We start from the raw sequence: 17,530 nt of genomic DNA, 5'->3' as shown, positions 1-17,530 counted from the left end.
GGGAATGTAGGGGGTGTCAGCCTTTGACTGCCCCTTGTGTAAGGCCGCCGATAAGGCGTTTTTGAACGAGAAGGAAAAGAATGGTTGCGGGCATGGCGCCAACAACAGCACCCGCTGCGAGCAGTCCCCATTCGATTTGGTATTCACCAATCAGGGTCTGAATTGCGACGGTAACAGGGCGCACATTTCTGCCGCCAAGTGTCAGCGCATAAAGATATTCGTTCCATGCGGTGATGAAGATATAGATGCCAGTGGAAATAATACCGGGCATCATCAAGGGTATAATCACGCGCCGTAAAGCGGCGAGACGTGAGCAGCCATCCATCATCGCGGCTTCATCAAGGCTTTTGGGGATTGCCGCGACGTAGCTCGTCAGCATCCAGACTGAAAACGGAATGGCAACCGTGGAATTCGCAAGAATAAGGCCGAAATAGGTGTCCAGAATGCCATATTTTCGCATGATGATGAAAAGCGGCAGGATGAGCAGCACAATGGGGAACATGTTGATGAGCAGAAATTGCATCATGAACAATTTGCGCCCCAGAAAGCGAAAACGCGAGAGTGCATAGGCCGCGGTTACAGAAACGGCGAGGCCCAGCACCACTGTGCCAACCGCAATAACCAGGCTGTCGAGCATATTTTTGTAGAACTGCGCTTTGTTAAACAGCCGTTCGTAATTATCGAGGCTCCAGCCCGATGGTGAGAGCGAAACACCATTGGCTGAAAGCGCCTCGGTGGGCGTTAGCGACGTGAGCACCATCCACGCAAATGGTGCCAAAGCAAACAGCACGATGCAAGCGACGGGTAAGTCGGTGGTCAATATGCGTTTAAGCGTGCTTTGACGTTTCATTTTTCGACCTCTCGCATTGTACGAGCCAGATAAAGAACGACCAGAACGCCGAGCAGCAGCGTGAAGGTGACAGCGATAGCGGTGCCATAGCCGAAGTCGAGGTTTTGCCGCGCTTTTACGAATGCATAGAGAGGCAGCGTATAGGTTGAGTAGCCCGGGCCGCCGCCTGTCATGACGAAGATGACGTCCATGGAGTTTGCAACCCAGATCACGCGGAGCAAGCCTGCTGTTGCAAGCACAGGCGCTATGCCGGGCAGAGTTACGTTTACAAACTGACGCCAAGGCGAAGCACCATCAATGGATGCTGCCTCATACTGGCTTTTGGGAATGCCCTGTAAGCCCGCCAGGATCATGATCGCAAAGAACGGAAAGCCCTGCCATGTCAGTGTGGCGATGATTGCGTAAAGGGCGATATTTGGATCGGCCAGCCAAGGAACTGCCTGGCTTACAACTGAGAGATTGAGCAGGATGTCATTGAGAACGCCGGTGTTGGGATCGTAAATCCAGCGCCACATGAGCGCAATCACGACACTTGGCAACGCCCACGGAATGATGACCAGCGCACGCGCCAGACCACGCCATGGAAACTCTCTGTTGAGTAGCAGCGCCGTAATCAGACCAAGACCCATTTGAAGCGGGACGGTCAGTCCGATCCAGATGCATGTATTCCAGAATGCAGCCCAGAATACCGGATCTTGCAACAGCTTGATGTAGTTGCCAAGGCCAACAAATGCCGTCGCTTTGGGTTTGAACAGAACCAAATCGTAAAAACTTGTCCAAACTGCCTGCACCATCGGCAAGAAGACAATCACCAGCGTCACGATAACGGCAGGGCTCAGCAACCAGTAAGGCAACCATGTTTTGCTTCGGCGGCGAAGTCGCGTCGGTGCAATGGATGTGGAGGGCAATGCGGACATAGGTTATCTATCCATGCTAATGAAAGAACGGGATCTCGAAGGGGCAAGGGGAGGCATGGCAGCACAATTGTTTGCTGCCATATTGCTCACGCGCTTCAATCGATTAGTTTTGGAAAAGCTTTTCCAGTTCCTGCATCATCTGTTCGGAGGTGATTTGCCCAGCGAGTGCGCGTTGCATTTCAATTTGCCAAGCCGTGTTCACGAATTCCGATGTGCCCTCATTTTGTGGAAGCACATGTGCGAAGGGCAGTGAATCAACCGTGGCATCAACGAAACGGCGTTCGTGCAGCTTCCAGTCTTTGGCACCGCTTTTTGTCACGGTCATCTGACCGGTTGCACTGTTGAAGGAGACGTTATTTTCGCCTTCTGCAAGGAAGGAAATCCATTTCCAGGCAGCGTCTTTCACTTCTGAGGATGAGAATATCGCAAGCGATTCATCACCATAGGAGGTCCAGCGATTGCCTCCGCATTCAGGCACAGGCACTGCCGACACCTTGTCGCCTAAAGCGGCAACGAGGTCTTTGGACGATCCGATATGGTGGATTGTCATCGCCGTTTTTCCGCCTTTAAAGGCCGAGATAATCTCCTGAAAGCCGTCATTGGGTGCTGATGGTGGAATGACTTTGTCCTTCTGGAAAAGATCAATTACCCATTGATTGGCTGCCACCGCAGAGGGCGTCGTCAAGCCACCCGGCTTCAGCTCACCACCCTGTGAAAGAACAAAAGCGCCCCATTGATCCCATCCGCCTTTGCCTCCGCGAAGGCCAAAGCCGTAGCGATTTGGGGCCTCTGTGAGCTTGATGGCTGCGTTGCGGAAGTCTTCACAGGTTTTAGGAGGCTCAAGGCCTGCTTCTTTGAAGAGGTCAGCGCGATAATAGAGATAAAGGACGACATATTGAATAGGTAGATAGTATTGGCTGCCGTCTGCTGCTTTGTTCAACTCAAGGAGATTGTCGAGCAGGTCGTCTTTTCCGGCCCAGCCATTGATCCGCTCGCCAAGCGGCTCAAGTGCTTCCATTTCGGTCAAACGTGGCTGTGCAAACAGCTTGACCATGGCAGCATCAGGCGCGCTGCCACCAATAATCGACGTATAGAGATTATCGTAGTAGCTATTCCACGGAATATTTTCCGCCTCGATTTTGATGTCTGGATTGGCCTTTTCAAACTTGGCAACCAGTTCGGACATCGGATTTTCCGGGTTGTCGAAATGATACCAGAAGCGGACGGTTTCAGCAGATTGCGCGGAAAATGTCAGTGCAGCGGTAAATGCCGCACTGAGCATAAGAGATTTCAACATTTCAACTCCTCCCAGTTGTTTAAAAGGCCTCTCTTGTTCAGGCCATTCGGCTTAATGCCTGCGCCGCGTCCTCCAACGCTGCTTCAGCTGCCGTCAGTTCATTTGTGTATTGTAGAAAGCCATGCACCACGCCTTTTGTGATGGCTATTTCGTCCTTGCGGCCAATTTTTAACAGTCGCTCATGCAGCAAAATCGTATCGGAAAAGAGGGGGTCAATGCCTGCGGCTGTAAGATAAAGCGCGGGCATTTTTTCAAGAGCTGCATCTTCAGCGTGAAGTGGACAGGCCAGCGGATGTGAAGCAATGTCTTGCCCGCTCGCATACCAGTTCCAATAACGCTTCATTCTGTCGGTGGTAAGCCCCGGACCATTGATGAAGGCTTGATAAGATGGAGTTTCAAAATCCATGGCATAGTTGCCATAAAAGAGCAGGGCGCCCTTGGGCAGCGCATAATTGTTTTGCGCCGCGTGCAGCATCGCTGAGAGGGAAAGATTTGCGCCAGCGGAATCGCCTGCGATATAAACGGGGCCATCCAGCCCTTCTAATTGTCCATCAATTAATGCCCGCATGGTGCCGATGACATCGTGGAGGCCGGCGGGAAAAGGGTTTTCCGGTGCTAGCCGGTAATCAGGCAAAACAACGGTTAAACGGGTCTTTTCTGCGAGCACCCGTGCGCAGCGCTCATGCGTTTTGGGGCTGCAAAAGGCAAATCCGCCACCGTGAATGAAAAGAAGGGTTCCGGGCCTTTTGTTGATTGGTTCCAGAACGAGCAATGGGGTTTGTTGTGAGCCGATGGACGGGTTCGCAGCTATTTGCGTTAAACGCACGGCCTGCATTTCTGGAAGATTGATATTCCAGCGCTGGTTGTTTTTTTCTGCAAGCGTGCGACCCTCCGCAGGCGGAAGTGTCGTCGGATCAGGGGCGCCAGATAACTCAACAGCGATTTTTTCTAGAAGAGCCCGCATTTCTGGCAACGGTTCATGATCGAGGATATGTGTCATTGCGACTGACCTTCTTCCGGGAATACAGCTGGCCCAAAATCGACAATGGTTGCAATATGATGGCGCATGGCGATCTGTGCAGCTTCAATGTCCGCTGCTTCAAGTGCATCAATAATTGCGCAATGACGTAGCGCGGTTCCACGCAGGTCGCGTGCACTGCCGCTTTGTGAGATTTTGAAGCGATGATTATGCACGAGGCAACGATGTAAAATGGGGTTCAGAGCGGGCAGGTCTGCTTCGTCGAAAATGCGCCGGTGAAAATCACGATCGATTGCAGCTAGACGATATTCGTCTTTTTCATCAGCTGCCTGCAGCATCCCCTCCAGCATTTCTTTAAGATCATCCGTCAGCTTTTTGGATCGCCGCATCATCACGCGTGGAATACCATTGCATTCAATGGAATTGCGCAGGCGAAACATTTCAACAGCTTCATCCGGCGTACAAAGAGAAACTTGTGTTCCCCTATGTCCTTGTCTCAGCACAAGGCCTTCTTCCTGCAATTGGAGCAACGCTTCACGCACCGGTCCTTGGCTGCACTGAAAATGCGCGGCGATTTCCAATTCTGTCAAGTTGGCCCCAGCGGGCAATGTGCCAAGCATAATATCCCGCTTGAGCGCTTCAAATACGACTGCTGCTTTTGGAGGCCTGCTCTGAACGAGTTTGGGTGAAAAATATGCCACGCCGATGTCTGAGCCTCCTTGCCTAATGTCTCAATTATCATTATTGATAATAATATCGATAAAAGACGTCAAGCGAAAACTCTGGGAGGAGAAGGCATGATCGCCATCGCGTTGGAACGTATCCAGAAGACTTATGGCACCCATAAAGTCATCCACGATCTCGACTTTCGGATCGAGAGTGGAGAGTTTGTTGTTCTGGTCGGTCCCTCCGGTTGCGGCAAATCCACTTTGCTCAGAATGATCGCGGGTCTGGAGGATATATCGGGCGGTGAATTGAAATTTGGCGATGCCATCGTCAACGAGCTTTCGCCCTCGGAGCGTAACATTGCGATGGTCTTTCAGGATTACGCGCTCTATCCGCACATGAGTGTGGAAGAGAATATGGCGTTTGGACTCAAAATGCGCGGCTCGAATGATAATGACGTATCATCTCGCATTGGAACGGTGGCCGAAACGCTTAAAATTGGCGAGTTTCTTGCGCGTCGCCCTGCACAACTTTCAGGGGGGCAACGCCAGCGTGTCGCTATGGGGCGCGCGATTGTGCGAGAGCCCAATGCATTTTTGTTCGATGAACCGCTCTCGAATCTTGATGCCGCTTTGCGTGTTGAAATGCGGCTGGAAATTGCGAAACTACACAGAAAGATTAAAGCGACCACCGTTTATGTGACGCATGATCAGGTCGAGGCGATGACACTTGCTGATCGAATTGTGGTTATGAACAAGGGCAATGTCGAACAGATTGGCAAGCCGCTCGATATATATCGGAAACCTGCCAGTCTTTTTGTTGCGCAATTCATTGGCAGCCCGACCATGAACGCTCTTCCTGCTGAGGTTCGACAGAACAGTGGAGAAACTCTCGTGCTGTCCTGCACAGGGAGGGACATTTCTCTGCGTTCCCACTTCGCGCCGCTCAATGTTCAGGGTCATGTTACGCTGGGCATTCGGCCAGAAGACCTGGCGGCTTGTTCAGCACAAGACGCTTGGTTCAGCGGTGAGCTTGCGGTGGTTGAACGCTTGGGAAGTCAGATGTTTGGCTATATCGAAATTGGCCAGCCTAAAATGCTGACCGTTGAGTTCCCGCGTGATAGCGAGTTGGAGCTAGGGCAACAGGTGCACGTCAAAGGAGACGAAAGCCGGGTCCATCTATTTCATATTAAAACGGGTAACAGGGTTTAAAACTTTTGCGCTGAGCCCCAACATTGGGCCATTGAAAGGAATTATATTTCTATCGAAAACAGTGGCAAATTGATAGCTCAGCAAATAAGGATATTGTCGTAAAGGCTGTCATGTCGCGAACTGATCAAAGCTAGCAAACAGGATCCAAACGAGATCATCAGCTATTACAGTTTGTGCCATATAAATTGATACAGGAACTCTCATTTGGCAGTTGGCCGGCAATCCATTCCGCCTCTCAATGCACTTGTGGTGTTTGACAGTGCTGCCCGTCTTGGCAGCTTCTCACGCGCGGGCCTTGAACTTGGTCTCACGCAGAGTGCGGTCAGTCGTCAGATCGGCAAACTCGAAGCTTTCATTGGTTCGAAATTGTTCAACCGTTTGCCCATTGGCGTTCAATTGACAGCGATCGGTGAAAGCTATGCCTCAGAAGTCAGTCGTCTTCTCGGAGATCTGACAACCGTAACGGACGGGCTGAGGGCATGGACCGGCCCGCGTCAGATTACCATTGCCTGTTCACGCGGCATTGCCGATCAGTGGTTTCTCACACGTGTCGGCATGTTGAAAACGGAAATTCCGGGTATCGAAATCAGGCTGCGGGTCACTGATGACGTAGCGCATTTGCGGCTTGATGAATTTGATCTCGCTCTTTTTTATCGAAAAGAACGACCTATCGGGGTCAACCTGACAATTCTGGGACGTGAAGAGGTAGTGCCTGTTTCCGCACCTGGCTGTGGAAACATCATGGAGTTGAAAGCTCCCGTCCTGCTGGCAATCGAAGACACGATGCGCGATTGGCAAGGCTGGCCGGAATGGTGGCAGGATGCAAAGCTGTCACCGCCCGCCGGCGCATTGGAGTGGCGTCTTGGCGATTACGGATTATGTGTCGCTGCCGCAACGCAAGGCATTGGCATCACGTTGGGGTGGACATGGCTGATTAAGGAGCAGCTGGCAGCTGGTACGCTTGTGCCTGCTCACGACCACATGATGCGCTCTGATGCCTATTTTTACTTGATGCGTCCAGCCGACCGCCATCAACGCAGAATCGTTCGTGAAGTGTCTGACTGGCTTATTGCCAGCAACGGGAATGATCCCGTTACATAAAGATGATTTGGGTTATTCCCCAGGTGTTGTGGCACGGCGACGAGCCATGACGCGGTAGCGTGCGTAGCCTATAATCGTAAAGAGCAACCAGGCAACCTGCGTGATGATGGAGCCGAGGTTGAAATTCCACGAGAGTGAGTAGATCAAAGCCACGCCACCCAGAATGTTAAGCAGCGTGATAATGGCGTCATCCACCGTATAAATGCGCAGCTGAATCAGGGCGTAAGCCGTGAGATAGAAGACTGCGCCCAACAGGCCGATAATATCCGGCAAGCTCATTTTGATCTCCACGATCATAGAAAATCCGATGCAGGAAGTGCTTCCCAAATTGTGGACGGCGCATCCTTGAAACGCTCCTTTATCCGTGTCTGAAAAAATGCCAAGCCACACATTTTACATGGGGGTATGCAGAAAAGTCATATCAGAAAAAGCTCACGCAACCCTTGAAAACAGGGACACGTCTAAGGTACGCAACCCTGAAAATCGCTTGAGCTATGAATTAATCACAAGCTGAAAGTCTAAGGGGTAACGTATGTCTGAGCAAAAGAGCCAGTTTCAATTAACGCGCCGATCCTTCATGTCTGGTGCAGCAGGCTTCGGCCTTGTTGCCGCCAGTGGCATGAGTGGATTGATCAATTCTGCAATAGCTGCAGAAGCGGATGGTACGCCAAAGAAAGGCGGAGTTCTCAAGCTCGGCATTGGCGGTGGTTCCACCACCGACAATTTCGACCCGCGCCTGCTGAAAGACTGGGTTCCAGTCAATCAGGCCTATATGCTGATGAATGGTCTTGTCGAAATCGACGCCAACAACAAAGCAGTGCCTGAACTGTTTGAAAGCTGGGAACCGTCAGCCGACGCCAAAGAATGGACTTTCAAAGTTCGTCAGGGCGTAACCTTCCATAACGGTAAGACGCTTGATGCCGACGATATCATCTACTCTATCAATCTGCATCGCGGTGAAACGACCTCAGGCGCGCGTTCGCTTGCGGCTGCTTTCACCGATGTGTCAAAAGATGGTGACGACAAGGTCAAGATCACGCTCGAAAGCGGCAATGCCGATCTGCCTTACATCCTGTCCGACTATCACTTCCTCGTTGTTCCCAAAGGCTGGACGGACTTTAACAAGCCAGTTGGCACCGGACCTTTTGTCTATGAGCGTTTTCAGCCTGGTGTGCGTTCGCGTTTCACGCGGAATGAGAGCTATTGGAAGCCAAACACGGCGTGGGTCGATGCGGTTGAAGTTATCGTTATCAACGATGTGTCTGCCCGTACCAACGCCATGATGTCCGGTCAGGTTCATGCGATCAATCAGCTCGACTTCAAAACCGTCGATCTGTTGAAGCGCAACCCGAACCTCAACATCGTTCAGTCGGCCTGCGGTCAGCATTTCTCATTCTTGATGGATTGCACGCAGGCACCATATACCGACAACAATGTCCGCCTCGCGATCAAATATGCTATTGACCGTGAACAGCTGCTAAAAACCGCTCTGCGCGGTTACGGCCGTATCGGCAACGACAACCCAATTCCAAGCTCCGACCCATATTTCAATGCTGATTTGCCACAGCGTGCCTACGATCCTGAAAAAGCAAAATTCCATCTCAAGCAGGCTGGTATGGATTCGCTTAAAATCCAGCTCGCGGCCTCCGATGCTGCTTTCACCGGCGCAGTGGATGCGGCTGCAATTTTCCGCACTGCCGCTGCAAAATCCGGTATTGATCTCGACATCAAGCGAGAGCCAGCAGATGGATATTGGGACAATGTCTGGATGAAGGCACCGTTCTGCATGTCCTATCGCGGTGGTCGTCCAACCGCGGATCTTGCGCTTTCTGTAGCTTATATCTCAACAGCCTCACAGAACGACACACATTGGAAGAATGAAAGCTTTGACGCCAAGCTGCTTGAAGCCCGCGCCATGCTGGACGAAACCAAGCGCAAGGAAATCTACGCTGAATTGCAGACCATGATCAGCGACGAAGGCGGTGCGCTTATTCCAATGTTCGGCGACTATCTCGACGCCACATCCAAAAAGCTCAAAGGCGTGACCACCCATCCGATGTTCAATCTGATGGGTGCCCGCCTTGCCGAAAAAGTCTGGCTGGAAGCATAAATGTTCGTTCTTATTCTCAAGCGTGTGGGGCTCGGGCTTCTCACGCTCTTCCTCGTGTCGGCGTTGATTTTCGCCGGCACGCAGATCCTGCCGGGTGATGTGGCTTCCGCCATTCTCGGCCAGAATGCAACACCGGAGGCGCTGGCCACATTGCGCGAAAGCCTTGGCCTTAATCAGCCACTGCTTGCGCGCTATTTCTCTTGGCTTGCAGGCTTCGTGACGGGTGATCTGGGCACTTCGCTCGCCAATCAGCAGCCTGTTGCAGAATTGCTTTGGCCGCGGTTTTGGAACACAATGGCGCTCGCAGCCTTTGCAGCGGTCGTCAGCGTTCCAATCGCAATCCTTCTCGGCCTTATTACAGCTGTCAAGCGCGGTGGTATTTTCGATCGTGTTATCAACATCGTGGCGCTAGCCTTCGTTTCACTGCCTGAATACTTCCTTGGCCTCTTGCTGATCCTGTTTTTGTCCATCCGCTTCAACATCCTGCCAAGTCTTGCCGACACTTACGAAGGCATGACCGTATTTGAATGGATGCAGGCAACAGCCCTGCCGGCGCTGACACTGGTTCTTGTAACGGTCGCGCAAATGATGCGCATGACACGTACCGCCGTCTTGTCGGTTATGGATCAGGCCTATGTCGAAACCGCTTATCTCAAGGGACTTCGCACCAAACGCGTCGTAACCAAGCACGCTTTGCCGAATGCCGCAGCCCCAATTGTTAATGTGGTAGCGTTCAACATTGCTTACCTCATCACTGGTGTTGTGCTTGTCGAAGCTGTCTTTAACTACAACGGCCTGGGCCGCTTTATGGTTGATGCTGTTTCCAAGCGTGACCTTCCTCTCGTACAAGCAGCAGCTCTCGTCTTCGGCGCAGCCTACGTCATTCTTAATATCATCGCAGATGTTGCTGCCATCGCACTCAATCCGCGTCTGAGGCACCCACGTTGAAGAAATCTATCCCCCTCACGGCGTGGATTGGCCTCGCCATCGTCACTTTCTGCCTGTTAATGTTCCTGTTTGGGCCAATGATCGCGCCTTATGGTCAGGAAGAAATCGTCGGCGCGCCATTTGACCCTCCGTCGGCGCAGTTCTGGTTCGGTCTTGATCAGAATGGTCGTGACATGTTGTCTCGTCTGCTTTTTGGTGCGCAGATGTCGATTGGTGTATCCCTCGCTGCATCACTGCTCTCGTTTAGTATTGGTGTGCCGCTTGGTTTCCTCGCGGCTATCTTTGGTGGCTGGATCGATACAGTGCTTTCGCGCATCGTTGATACTGTCATGTGCATTCCGGTGCTCATCTCGGCGCTCGTCATCCTTCAGGCACTCGGTTCTTCACTGCCGGTTCTGATTATCACCATTGCATTGCTTGATTCCACGCGTGTTTTCCGTTTAGCGCGTATCGTAGCGCAGGGCGTCAATGTGCTGGAATATGCTGAAACCGCACGTCTTCGTGGTGAAGGTCTGGGTTGGCTGATCTGGCGTGAAATTCTGCCGAACACGCTGCCACCGCTGATTGCGGAATTTGGTCTGCGTTTCTGCTTCACTTTCCTTTTTGTTGCGGGCTTGTCGTTCCTTGGCCTTGGTATCCAGCCACCATTTGCAGACTGGGGCGGCATGGTGAAGGATAATCAGCAGGCTATTCTCTACGGCCTTTACGCACCACTGTTTCCGGCAGCTACAATCGCCATCCTGACCATTGGCGTCAACCTCGTCGTCGACTGGCTGCTGGCCGGACGCACGACCACGCAGGGAGCGGATCGATGAGCAAGGATATCGTTCTTTCCATCTCTGACCTCATCGTCAAAGCACCGAACGGTGCAACGCTTGTCGATCATGTCGATTTGACACTGAAACGCGGTGAGGTGCTTGGCCTGATTGGCGAATCCGGTGCAGGCAAATCCACCATTGGGCTGGCTGCAATGGGTTATGGCCGTGGCGGTTGCAAAATCGCCCACGGGACCGTTGTCGTTGATGATATTTCACTGATGGACGGCACCCGCGAAACCCGTGAAGAGGTGCGCGGCGCACGCATCGCCTATGTGGCGCAAAGCGCAGCGGCGTCTTTTAATCCAGCGCATCGCATTGGCGATCAGATCATGGAAGGCCCACTTTATCACGGCCTGATGAGCAAAGCCGAAGCAAAAGCATGGATGCTCGAATTGCTGCATACATTGCAGCTTCCGGATGCCGACACTTTCGGTGACCGTTATCCGCATCAGGTTTCTGGTGGTCAGCTGCAACGTGCCATGGTCGCCATGGCGATGTCCTGTCGCCCGGACATTCTGGTGCTGGACGAACCAACCACCGCACTGGACGTGACGACCCAGATTGAAGTGCTGGCACTCTTGCGCAGCCTTATCCAGCGCTACAACACGGCCGCTCTTTATATCACGCATGACCTTGCTGTCGTGGCGCAGATCGCAGATCGCATCATGGTTTTGCGTCATGGCAAAATGGTCGAGCTTGGCTCCGCAGAGGAAGTTCTCGAAGCACCTAAGCAGGATTATACCCAGCGACTGGTGTCCGAGCGTGAATCAAGCATTTCAGGCGAACAGGCCGAACACAAAACCGGCGATATCCTGCTCGACGTTAAAAACGCGACTGCTTACTACGGTAAGAAGCTCGTTCTAAATGATGTGAACTGCCATATTCGCCGCGGTGAAACGCTTGCAGTTGTGGGTGAGTCCGGTTCTGGTAAATCAACGCTTGCACGCATCATTGCCGGTCTTCCGCCGCACTCTAGCGGCCTCATTACGCTTGCGGGGCAGCGGTTGGATGCCAGCTATAAAAAGCGCTCGCGCGAAGAATTACGCCGCATTCAGCTTGTTTATCAGCTCCCGGATGTAGCGTTGAATCCGAGGCAGACGGTGGGCGAGATCATTGGCCGACCGATGAAGTTCTATTTTGGAATGAATGAGGACCAGCGCGAGATTGAGGTGAAAAGCCTGCTTGAACTTATTGGCCTGCCTGCCGATTTTGCAAGTCGCCTTCCGGGTGCGCTTTCAGGCGGGCAGAAGCAGCGGGTATGCATTGCACGTGCGCTGGCAGCAAAGCCTGATCTTATCATCTGCGATGAAGTAACGTCTGCGCTTGATCCTCTTGTTGCTGAGGAAATTCTGCGGCTTTTACGCAAGCTCCAGGATGAATTGCATGTGTCCTATCTCTTTATCACTCACGATCTTGGTGTTGTGCGCAGGCTCGCGGACAGAACCATGGTCATGCAGAAGGGCAAGGTGGTTGAAACCGGTACCACAAAGGCAATTTTTGAGCCGCCTTATGAGCCTTATACGGAGCAGCTTATAACATCCGTACCGGAGCTGCGCCGTGATTGGCTCGACGACATCCTCAAAGCACGCGCCGCTAGTTAAACTACAGATGCGGCGCAGATGCCGCATCGAAATATTCATTATAAAGTGGACCCTATCATGACCGTAAACGTCACTGAACATCTGTGGATCACCCTTAAGGACGGCACGCGCCTTGGTGCGCGCCTTTGGCTGCCAGAAGGCGCCGAGGCAAATCCCGTCCCGGCCGTTCTCGAATATATCCCTTATCGCAAGCGCGATGGAACACGGGGCCGCGATGAGCCTATGCATGGCTATTTCGCACAGAACGGCTATGCTGCTATCCGTGTCGACATGCGCGGTACGGGTGAATCCGACGGCCATATGGCTGATGAATATATTCAGCAGGAACAGGATGATGCGCTTGAAGTCATCGCCTGGATTGCGGAACAATCATGGTGCAGTGGCAATGTTGGCATGATGGGCAAAAGCTGGGGTGGTTTCAATGGCCTTCAGGTTGCCGCCCGCCGACCGCCAGCATTGAAGGCGGTCATCACCGCCTACTCAACCGATAATCGCTTTACAGATGACATCCATTACATGGGCGGTCTTCTGCTCAACGACAATTTGTGGTGGGGCACGATCATGCTCGCCTATCAGTCGCGGCCGCTTGACCCGGCAATCGTGGGTGACGGCTGGCGTGATGCGTGGATTGAACGTCTCGAACGCCTGCCATTCTTCCCGGCCCGATGGCTGGAACACCAGCATTATGATGGCTATTGGAAACATGGCTCAGTTTGTGAAGATTGGTCCGCGATTCAGTGTCCGGTCCTCGCCATTGGCGGATGGGCAGACAGCTACACAAATGCTGTTCCGCGGCTGCTTGAAAATCTTAAAGTTCCTGCGCGCGGCATCATCGGTCCTTGGGGGCATGTCTATCCTCAGGATGGTATCCCAGGCCCGGCCATCGGTTTCCTTCAGGAAGCGGTTCGCTGGTGGGATCAGTGGTTGAAGGGCAAAGATACAGGCATCATGGACGAGCCAAAGCTGCGGGCCTATATTTGCGACACGATCGAGCCAACCGGCTCACGCGACTTTACCAATGGTCGCTGGGTCGGCGAAAAGAGTTGGCCATCGACTGAGATTGTGCCTCAGCCTTTTGCACTTGGTGCCGACTTCTCGCTCGGTAAAGCCGATGCAATTAACGCTGTTCTTTCGATTTCATCGCCAGCAAGTCACGGCAAAGCGGGTGGTGAATGGATGGCGACCGGTTGCCCCGGCGAGCACCCAACCGACCAGCGCCTTGATGATGGTGGTTCTCTCAACTTTGACACAGCAGTACTGACCGAAGACCTGGAAATTCTCGGCGCGCCGGTCGCTCGTCTCACATTCACTGTCGATCAACCAGTCGCTCAGGTTTCACTGCGTTTGAGCGATATTCTGCCTGATGGTCGTATCACGCGTATCAGTTATCAGGTCTTCAATCTCAATCACATCAACGGCCATGATAAGCCTGAAATGTTGGTGCCGGGTAAGATTTACGAAATTGCAATCAAGCTCAACGATACCGGTTACAGCTTCAAAAAAGGCCATCGTATCCGTCTTTCTGTTGCAACTGGTTACTGGCCAATGGTCTGGCCATCGCCAAAGCGTGTGACGCTCTCGCTTGATACTGCGGCATCGCTTCTCCAGCTTCCCGTCCGTAAAGCTGCTGTTGATGATGCAGGAGTAGCGTTTCAACAACCAGCGCATGGTCCTGCTACTCCCCTCACACAACTCGATCCCGGTAGCGTCCGCCGCTGGACCGAGCAAGATCATGTCACGGGTGAAACACTCTACGTGACAGAAGGCATTGGTGGTCTGTTTGGCGAAGGAATTCTGCGGTTTGACGATATCGGTACAGAACTAAGCCACAGCCTGAAGCGAGAGCTTCGCGTGCGTGACGAAGACCCAGTAACAGCGTCCTATGTGCTGACACAGGCTTATCGTATGGGACGTGAAGACTGGATGATCGATATTGAAACGACGACCAGCCTACATTCGGATCACCAGAATTTCTATATTTCAGGCATTCTGAGCGCGAAGGAAAATGGCAACGAAGTCAAAAAACGCGAATGGGGACAGACTATTCCCCGCGATCATCTGTAAGTTTTTTAGCACCGGGCTACTTTCTAAGGCTCGGTGCCATTTTCATGCTATCCGTCCTCGCGTATCAACCGGTAGGCTGGAATACTGTGTATTCTCGTTAAAACTCTGGGGGGGCGGGCGCATATAAATCCATCGAACGGTTGTTTCGAGGGAAGCATATCAATGCTATTTTGGGCGTGTATAAAAGATACTGCTATTTCCATTCAATGAATGAGTCTTGAGCCTGCGGACCACTTTGCAAAGGCGTTCATGACTGTTTTGCGATTCGGATGTAAATCCCTTTGAATCGTCATTCAAAACCCCAGGACCTATACGCCTTTTCTATTCTGCTGATAGGTTTTTGCGCGCCAAACTCAAAGGTTCCACTTTGCTCATACGTCGACTTTACTTTCTACAAAATTACCCTTTCATAGCGCGCATGTTCCAGTAGACGCTCAGGAGGAAGCTTTGAAAGCACTTGTTCTCGAAGAAAAGGGAAAGCTCTCGCTTAGAGAATTCGATATGCCGATGACGCTTGGACGCAAGGATGTGCGCATCAAGATTCACACAGTCGGCATATGCGGATCAGATGTGCACTATTACACTCATGGGCGTATCGGTCATTTCATAGTCAACGAACCGATGGTTCTTGGTCATGAAGCATCGGGAACCGTAATTGAAGTGGGTGAAGATGTAACAAATCTTGCTGTGGGTGACCGTGTCTGCATGGAGCCGGGCATTCCTGATCCGACCTCGCGCGCATCGAAACTCGGTATCTATAATGTGGACCCGGCCGTTCGTTTCTGGGCGACGCCACCCGTTCATGGCTGCCTTGTGCCGGAAGTGATCCATCCCGCTGCCTTCACCTATAAGCTGCCGGATCATGTTTCATTTGGTGAGGGTGCAATGGTCGAGCCTTTTGCCATTGGGATGCAGGCGGCCTTGCGTGCACGCATTCAGCCCGGCGATGTGGCTGTCGTTACCGGGGCAGGTCCCATTGGCATGATGGTAGCGCTGGCGGCACTTGCCGGAGGTTGCGCAAAAGTGATCGTCGCCGATCTGGCCCAGCCCAAACTGGATATCATCGCTGCCTATGACGGTATTGTGGCAGTAAATATTCGAGAACGCAGTCTTGCGGAAGCCATCGCAGACCATACCGATGGCTGGGGTTGCGATCTGGTTTTCGAATGTTCTGGTGCCGCATCTGCCATTCTCAATATGGCAAGCTTGGCGCGACCAGGAGGCGCGATTGTGCTTGTCGGCATGCCGGTTGATCCTGTGCCGGTGGATATTGTCGGGCTTCAGGCCCGCGAGTTGCGCCTTGAGACAGTTTTCCGTTATGCAAATGTCTATGACCGCGCCATCGCGTTAATTGCTTCGGGAAAAGTTGATCTCAAGCCGCTGATAACGGCTACATTGCCTTTTGAAGACAGCATTCGTGGCTTTGATCGAGCAGTCGAAGCACGGGAAAATGATGTGAAGCTTCAGGTCACCTTTCCACAATAAAGGAAAACCATATACGTTGGAACATCGGCGTTTGCTCTGAGGGAGCAGCGTCGATTAGTTTCCGGTGCATCCATTGATGGCTGTGCCATAGAACATCGATCAGAAGACATTTTCTCGCCGCCAAAACTGTGTGCGGAAATAGTATCTGATCCTAAACTGGTATCAGCGCATGCTAAAAAATATGAAGACAACCATGTCGCTTATTGGCGCCTGAAAGCTTTGTTGATATTGCAGTCTCACGTTCAAAAAGCTCGATAATATGGGGTTTTTATGCCGCGAAGACCGGAAAAATAAGGTGCCGATGCACAGAAACAGCGTTGTTTGGTGCTCCGACTTTCTCAAATCACTGAAATTGTATGTAAAAAAAGTATCATAATATTCTATGTTGTGATGTAGCCCTTGGCGTTCACACCACCCAGAATGCATTCATCATGAGACATGGCCTGGAGCAGAGGAGCCCAGGCCTTGCAACTGTATCATGATCTGCGTCAGGGAGGATGTCATGCAACCAGATTTGGAGCTTGTGCATATCCGCAAAGGAGAGTCCTTTGCGGCGTGGATGCATGGTTATCCATTTCGCACTGTGCGCTGGCATTACCATCCCGAATATGAAATCCATCTCGTGGTGGCAACTTCTGGCACCTTCTATATGGGCGATCATGTCGGGCGTTTTGCTCCGGGGCAATTGATCATGACTGGCCCTAATCTACCACATAACTGGATTAGTGAGATCGAGCGAGGTGAAAGAGTACCCACGCGTTCCATGGTGATTCAATTCCCGGAAGCTTTTATTGAAAATGCGCTCGCAATCATGCCGGAAATGGGTGATCTGGGGCCCTTACTGGAGCGCAGCCGTCGCGGATTGTTGTTCGATGACGAAACAAGCATCAAAATCCGCCCTCTCATGGAGCGTCTCATCGTGGCGCAGGGACTGACGCGAATTGCGCTTTTCTGGGAAATTCTGGATCTGCTCTCAAATGCGTCTGAGCCGGAAGTGCTCGCGAGCCTGAGTTATGAGCTTGATGTAACACGTTTCAGCCCTTGCGGGATCAATCGCGCCCTTGCTTATCTGCGAGAACATCTGACCGAGCAGATTGAGGAAACGGAACTCGCTGACATGCTGGGGCAGAGTCAGAGTGCGTTTTCCCGCGCTTTCAAGCGCCATACAGGGACGACGCTGGTGCGCTATCGCAACCAGTTGCGTGTCGATCTCGCCTGCCAGATGCTGCTGACCATGCCGGAAGTGCGGATCACCGATATTTGCTACGAGATCGGCTTCTCCAACCTGTCCAATTTCAACCGGCATTTTCTCAAGTTCAAGGGCATGTCTCCTTCGCAGTTTCGTACCACTTTTGCCGCAAACAAAATTCTGGTGATGCAAGATCAAACAGAGCCGGAGGATGCGGTTATTCGCAATTTGGGCGGGCGGGTTTCTGCCCAAACTATGCAGGCGTTGCCTGTCAATCTGTAACGGGAGGTAAAT

At 52.2% G+C, this 17,530-nt stretch carries 15 protein-coding genes; 9 read left to right on the top strand and 6 right to left on the bottom strand.

Features of this window, described 5'->3' with window-relative positions:
• Positions 1-16 precede the first annotated feature (16 nt).
• The 5 genes from VBH83_RS15575 to VBH83_RS15555 all read right to left on the bottom strand — a co-directional run bounded on the left by VBH83_RS15575 (position 17) and on the right by VBH83_RS15555 (position 4,744).
• Entirely contained in the window at positions 17-850 is an 834-nt protein-coding gene (locus VBH83_RS15575) for a carbohydrate ABC transporter permease (RefSeq protein WP_265985739.1), read from the bottom strand.
• The gene (locus tag VBH83_RS15570; RefSeq protein ID WP_265985738.1) at positions 847-1,767 is read right to left on the bottom strand and encodes a carbohydrate ABC transporter permease; all 921 of its coding nucleotides are present in this window, start codon (positions 1,765-1,767) and stop codon (positions 847-849) included. Before VBH83_RS15570 ends, VBH83_RS15575 begins: the two co-directional genes overlap by 4 nt.
• A 103-nt stretch (positions 1,768-1,870) precedes the next feature.
• A complete protein-coding gene (locus VBH83_RS15565; protein ID WP_265985737.1) occupies positions 1,871-3,064 on the bottom strand; it encodes a sugar ABC transporter substrate-binding protein in 1,194 nt (397 codons plus the stop codon).
• 37 nt (positions 3,065-3,101) lie between these two features.
• Positions 3,102-4,064: an alpha/beta hydrolase gene (locus VBH83_RS15560; protein WP_265985736.1), complete on the bottom strand. Its 963-nt coding sequence runs from the start codon at positions 4,062-4,064 to the stop codon at positions 3,102-3,104.
• Positions 4,061-4,744: a GntR family transcriptional regulator gene (locus VBH83_RS15555; protein ID WP_265985734.1), complete on the bottom strand. Its 684-nt coding sequence runs from the start codon at positions 4,742-4,744 to the stop codon at positions 4,061-4,063. Before VBH83_RS15555 ends, VBH83_RS15560 begins: the two co-directional genes overlap by 4 nt.
• Before the next feature lie 96 nt (positions 4,745-4,840).
• On the opposite strand from VBH83_RS15555, the gene VBH83_RS15550 reads away from it, so the two are divergent.
• Together VBH83_RS15550 and VBH83_RS15545 are read left to right on the top strand one after the other, a co-directional pair.
• Positions 4,841-5,920, top strand: a complete 1,080-nt coding sequence (locus VBH83_RS15550; RefSeq protein WP_265985733.1) for an ABC transporter ATP-binding protein — start codon at positions 4,841-4,843, stop codon at positions 5,918-5,920.
• Between the two features lie 204 nt (positions 5,921-6,124).
• Positions 6,125-7,021: a LysR substrate-binding domain-containing protein gene (locus VBH83_RS15545; RefSeq protein WP_265985732.1), complete on the top strand. Its 897-nt coding sequence runs from the start codon at positions 6,125-6,127 to the stop codon at positions 7,019-7,021.
• A 12-nt stretch (positions 7,022-7,033) separates the two neighbouring features.
• Here the strand turns inward: VBH83_RS15545 and VBH83_RS15540 are convergent, their stop codons facing one another.
• Entirely contained in the window at positions 7,034-7,300 is a 267-nt protein-coding gene (locus VBH83_RS15540) for a cyclic nucleotide-binding protein (RefSeq protein ID WP_265985731.1), read from the bottom strand.
• Between the two features lie 253 nt (positions 7,301-7,553).
• Between VBH83_RS15540 and VBH83_RS15535 the strand changes: the two genes are divergently transcribed.
• The 7 genes from VBH83_RS15535 to VBH83_RS15505 all read left to right on the top strand — a co-directional run bounded on the left by VBH83_RS15535 (position 7,554) and on the right by VBH83_RS15505 (position 17,518).
• Complete coding sequence (locus VBH83_RS15535) at positions 7,554-9,131, top strand: ABC transporter substrate-binding protein (protein WP_265985730.1); 1,578 nt, start codon at positions 7,554-7,556, stop codon at positions 9,129-9,131.
• A complete protein-coding gene (locus tag VBH83_RS15530; RefSeq protein WP_396998522.1) occupies positions 9,132-10,079 on the top strand; it encodes an ABC transporter permease in 948 nt (315 codons plus the stop codon).
• A complete protein-coding gene (locus VBH83_RS15525) occupies positions 10,076-10,894 on the top strand; it encodes an ABC transporter permease (RefSeq protein ID WP_265985727.1) in 819 nt (272 codons plus the stop codon). The genes VBH83_RS15530 and VBH83_RS15525 overlap by 4 nt, the downstream gene beginning before the upstream one ends.
• Positions 10,891-12,498, top strand: a complete 1,608-nt coding sequence (locus VBH83_RS15520; protein WP_265985726.1) for an ABC transporter ATP-binding protein — start codon at positions 10,891-10,893, stop codon at positions 12,496-12,498. Before VBH83_RS15525 ends, VBH83_RS15520 begins: the two co-directional genes overlap by 4 nt.
• Before the next feature lie 57 nt (positions 12,499-12,555).
• A complete protein-coding gene (locus tag VBH83_RS15515) occupies positions 12,556-14,562 on the top strand; it encodes a CocE/NonD family hydrolase (protein WP_396998519.1) in 2,007 nt (668 codons plus the stop codon).
• Positions 14,563-15,009: 447 nt separating this feature from the next.
• A complete protein-coding gene (locus VBH83_RS15510) occupies positions 15,010-16,047 on the top strand; it encodes an NAD(P)-dependent alcohol dehydrogenase (RefSeq protein ID WP_265985724.1) in 1,038 nt (345 codons plus the stop codon).
• A gap of 502 nt (positions 16,048-16,549) precedes the next feature.
• Positions 16,550-17,518 (top strand): AraC family transcriptional regulator, encoded by a 969-nt coding sequence (locus VBH83_RS15505; RefSeq protein WP_265985723.1) that lies wholly within the window; start codon positions 16,550-16,552, stop codon positions 17,516-17,518.
• Positions 17,519-17,530 lie beyond the last annotated feature (12 nt).

Origin of the sequence: Ochrobactrum sp. S1502_03 (assembly GCF_044435015.1) — a bacterium.
GTDB lineage: Bacteria > Pseudomonadota > Alphaproteobacteria > Rhizobiales > Rhizobiaceae > Brucella > Brucella chromiisoli.
Note: the sequence above shows the minus strand (reverse complement) of the source record. Positions and strands in the feature narration are given on the sequence as shown.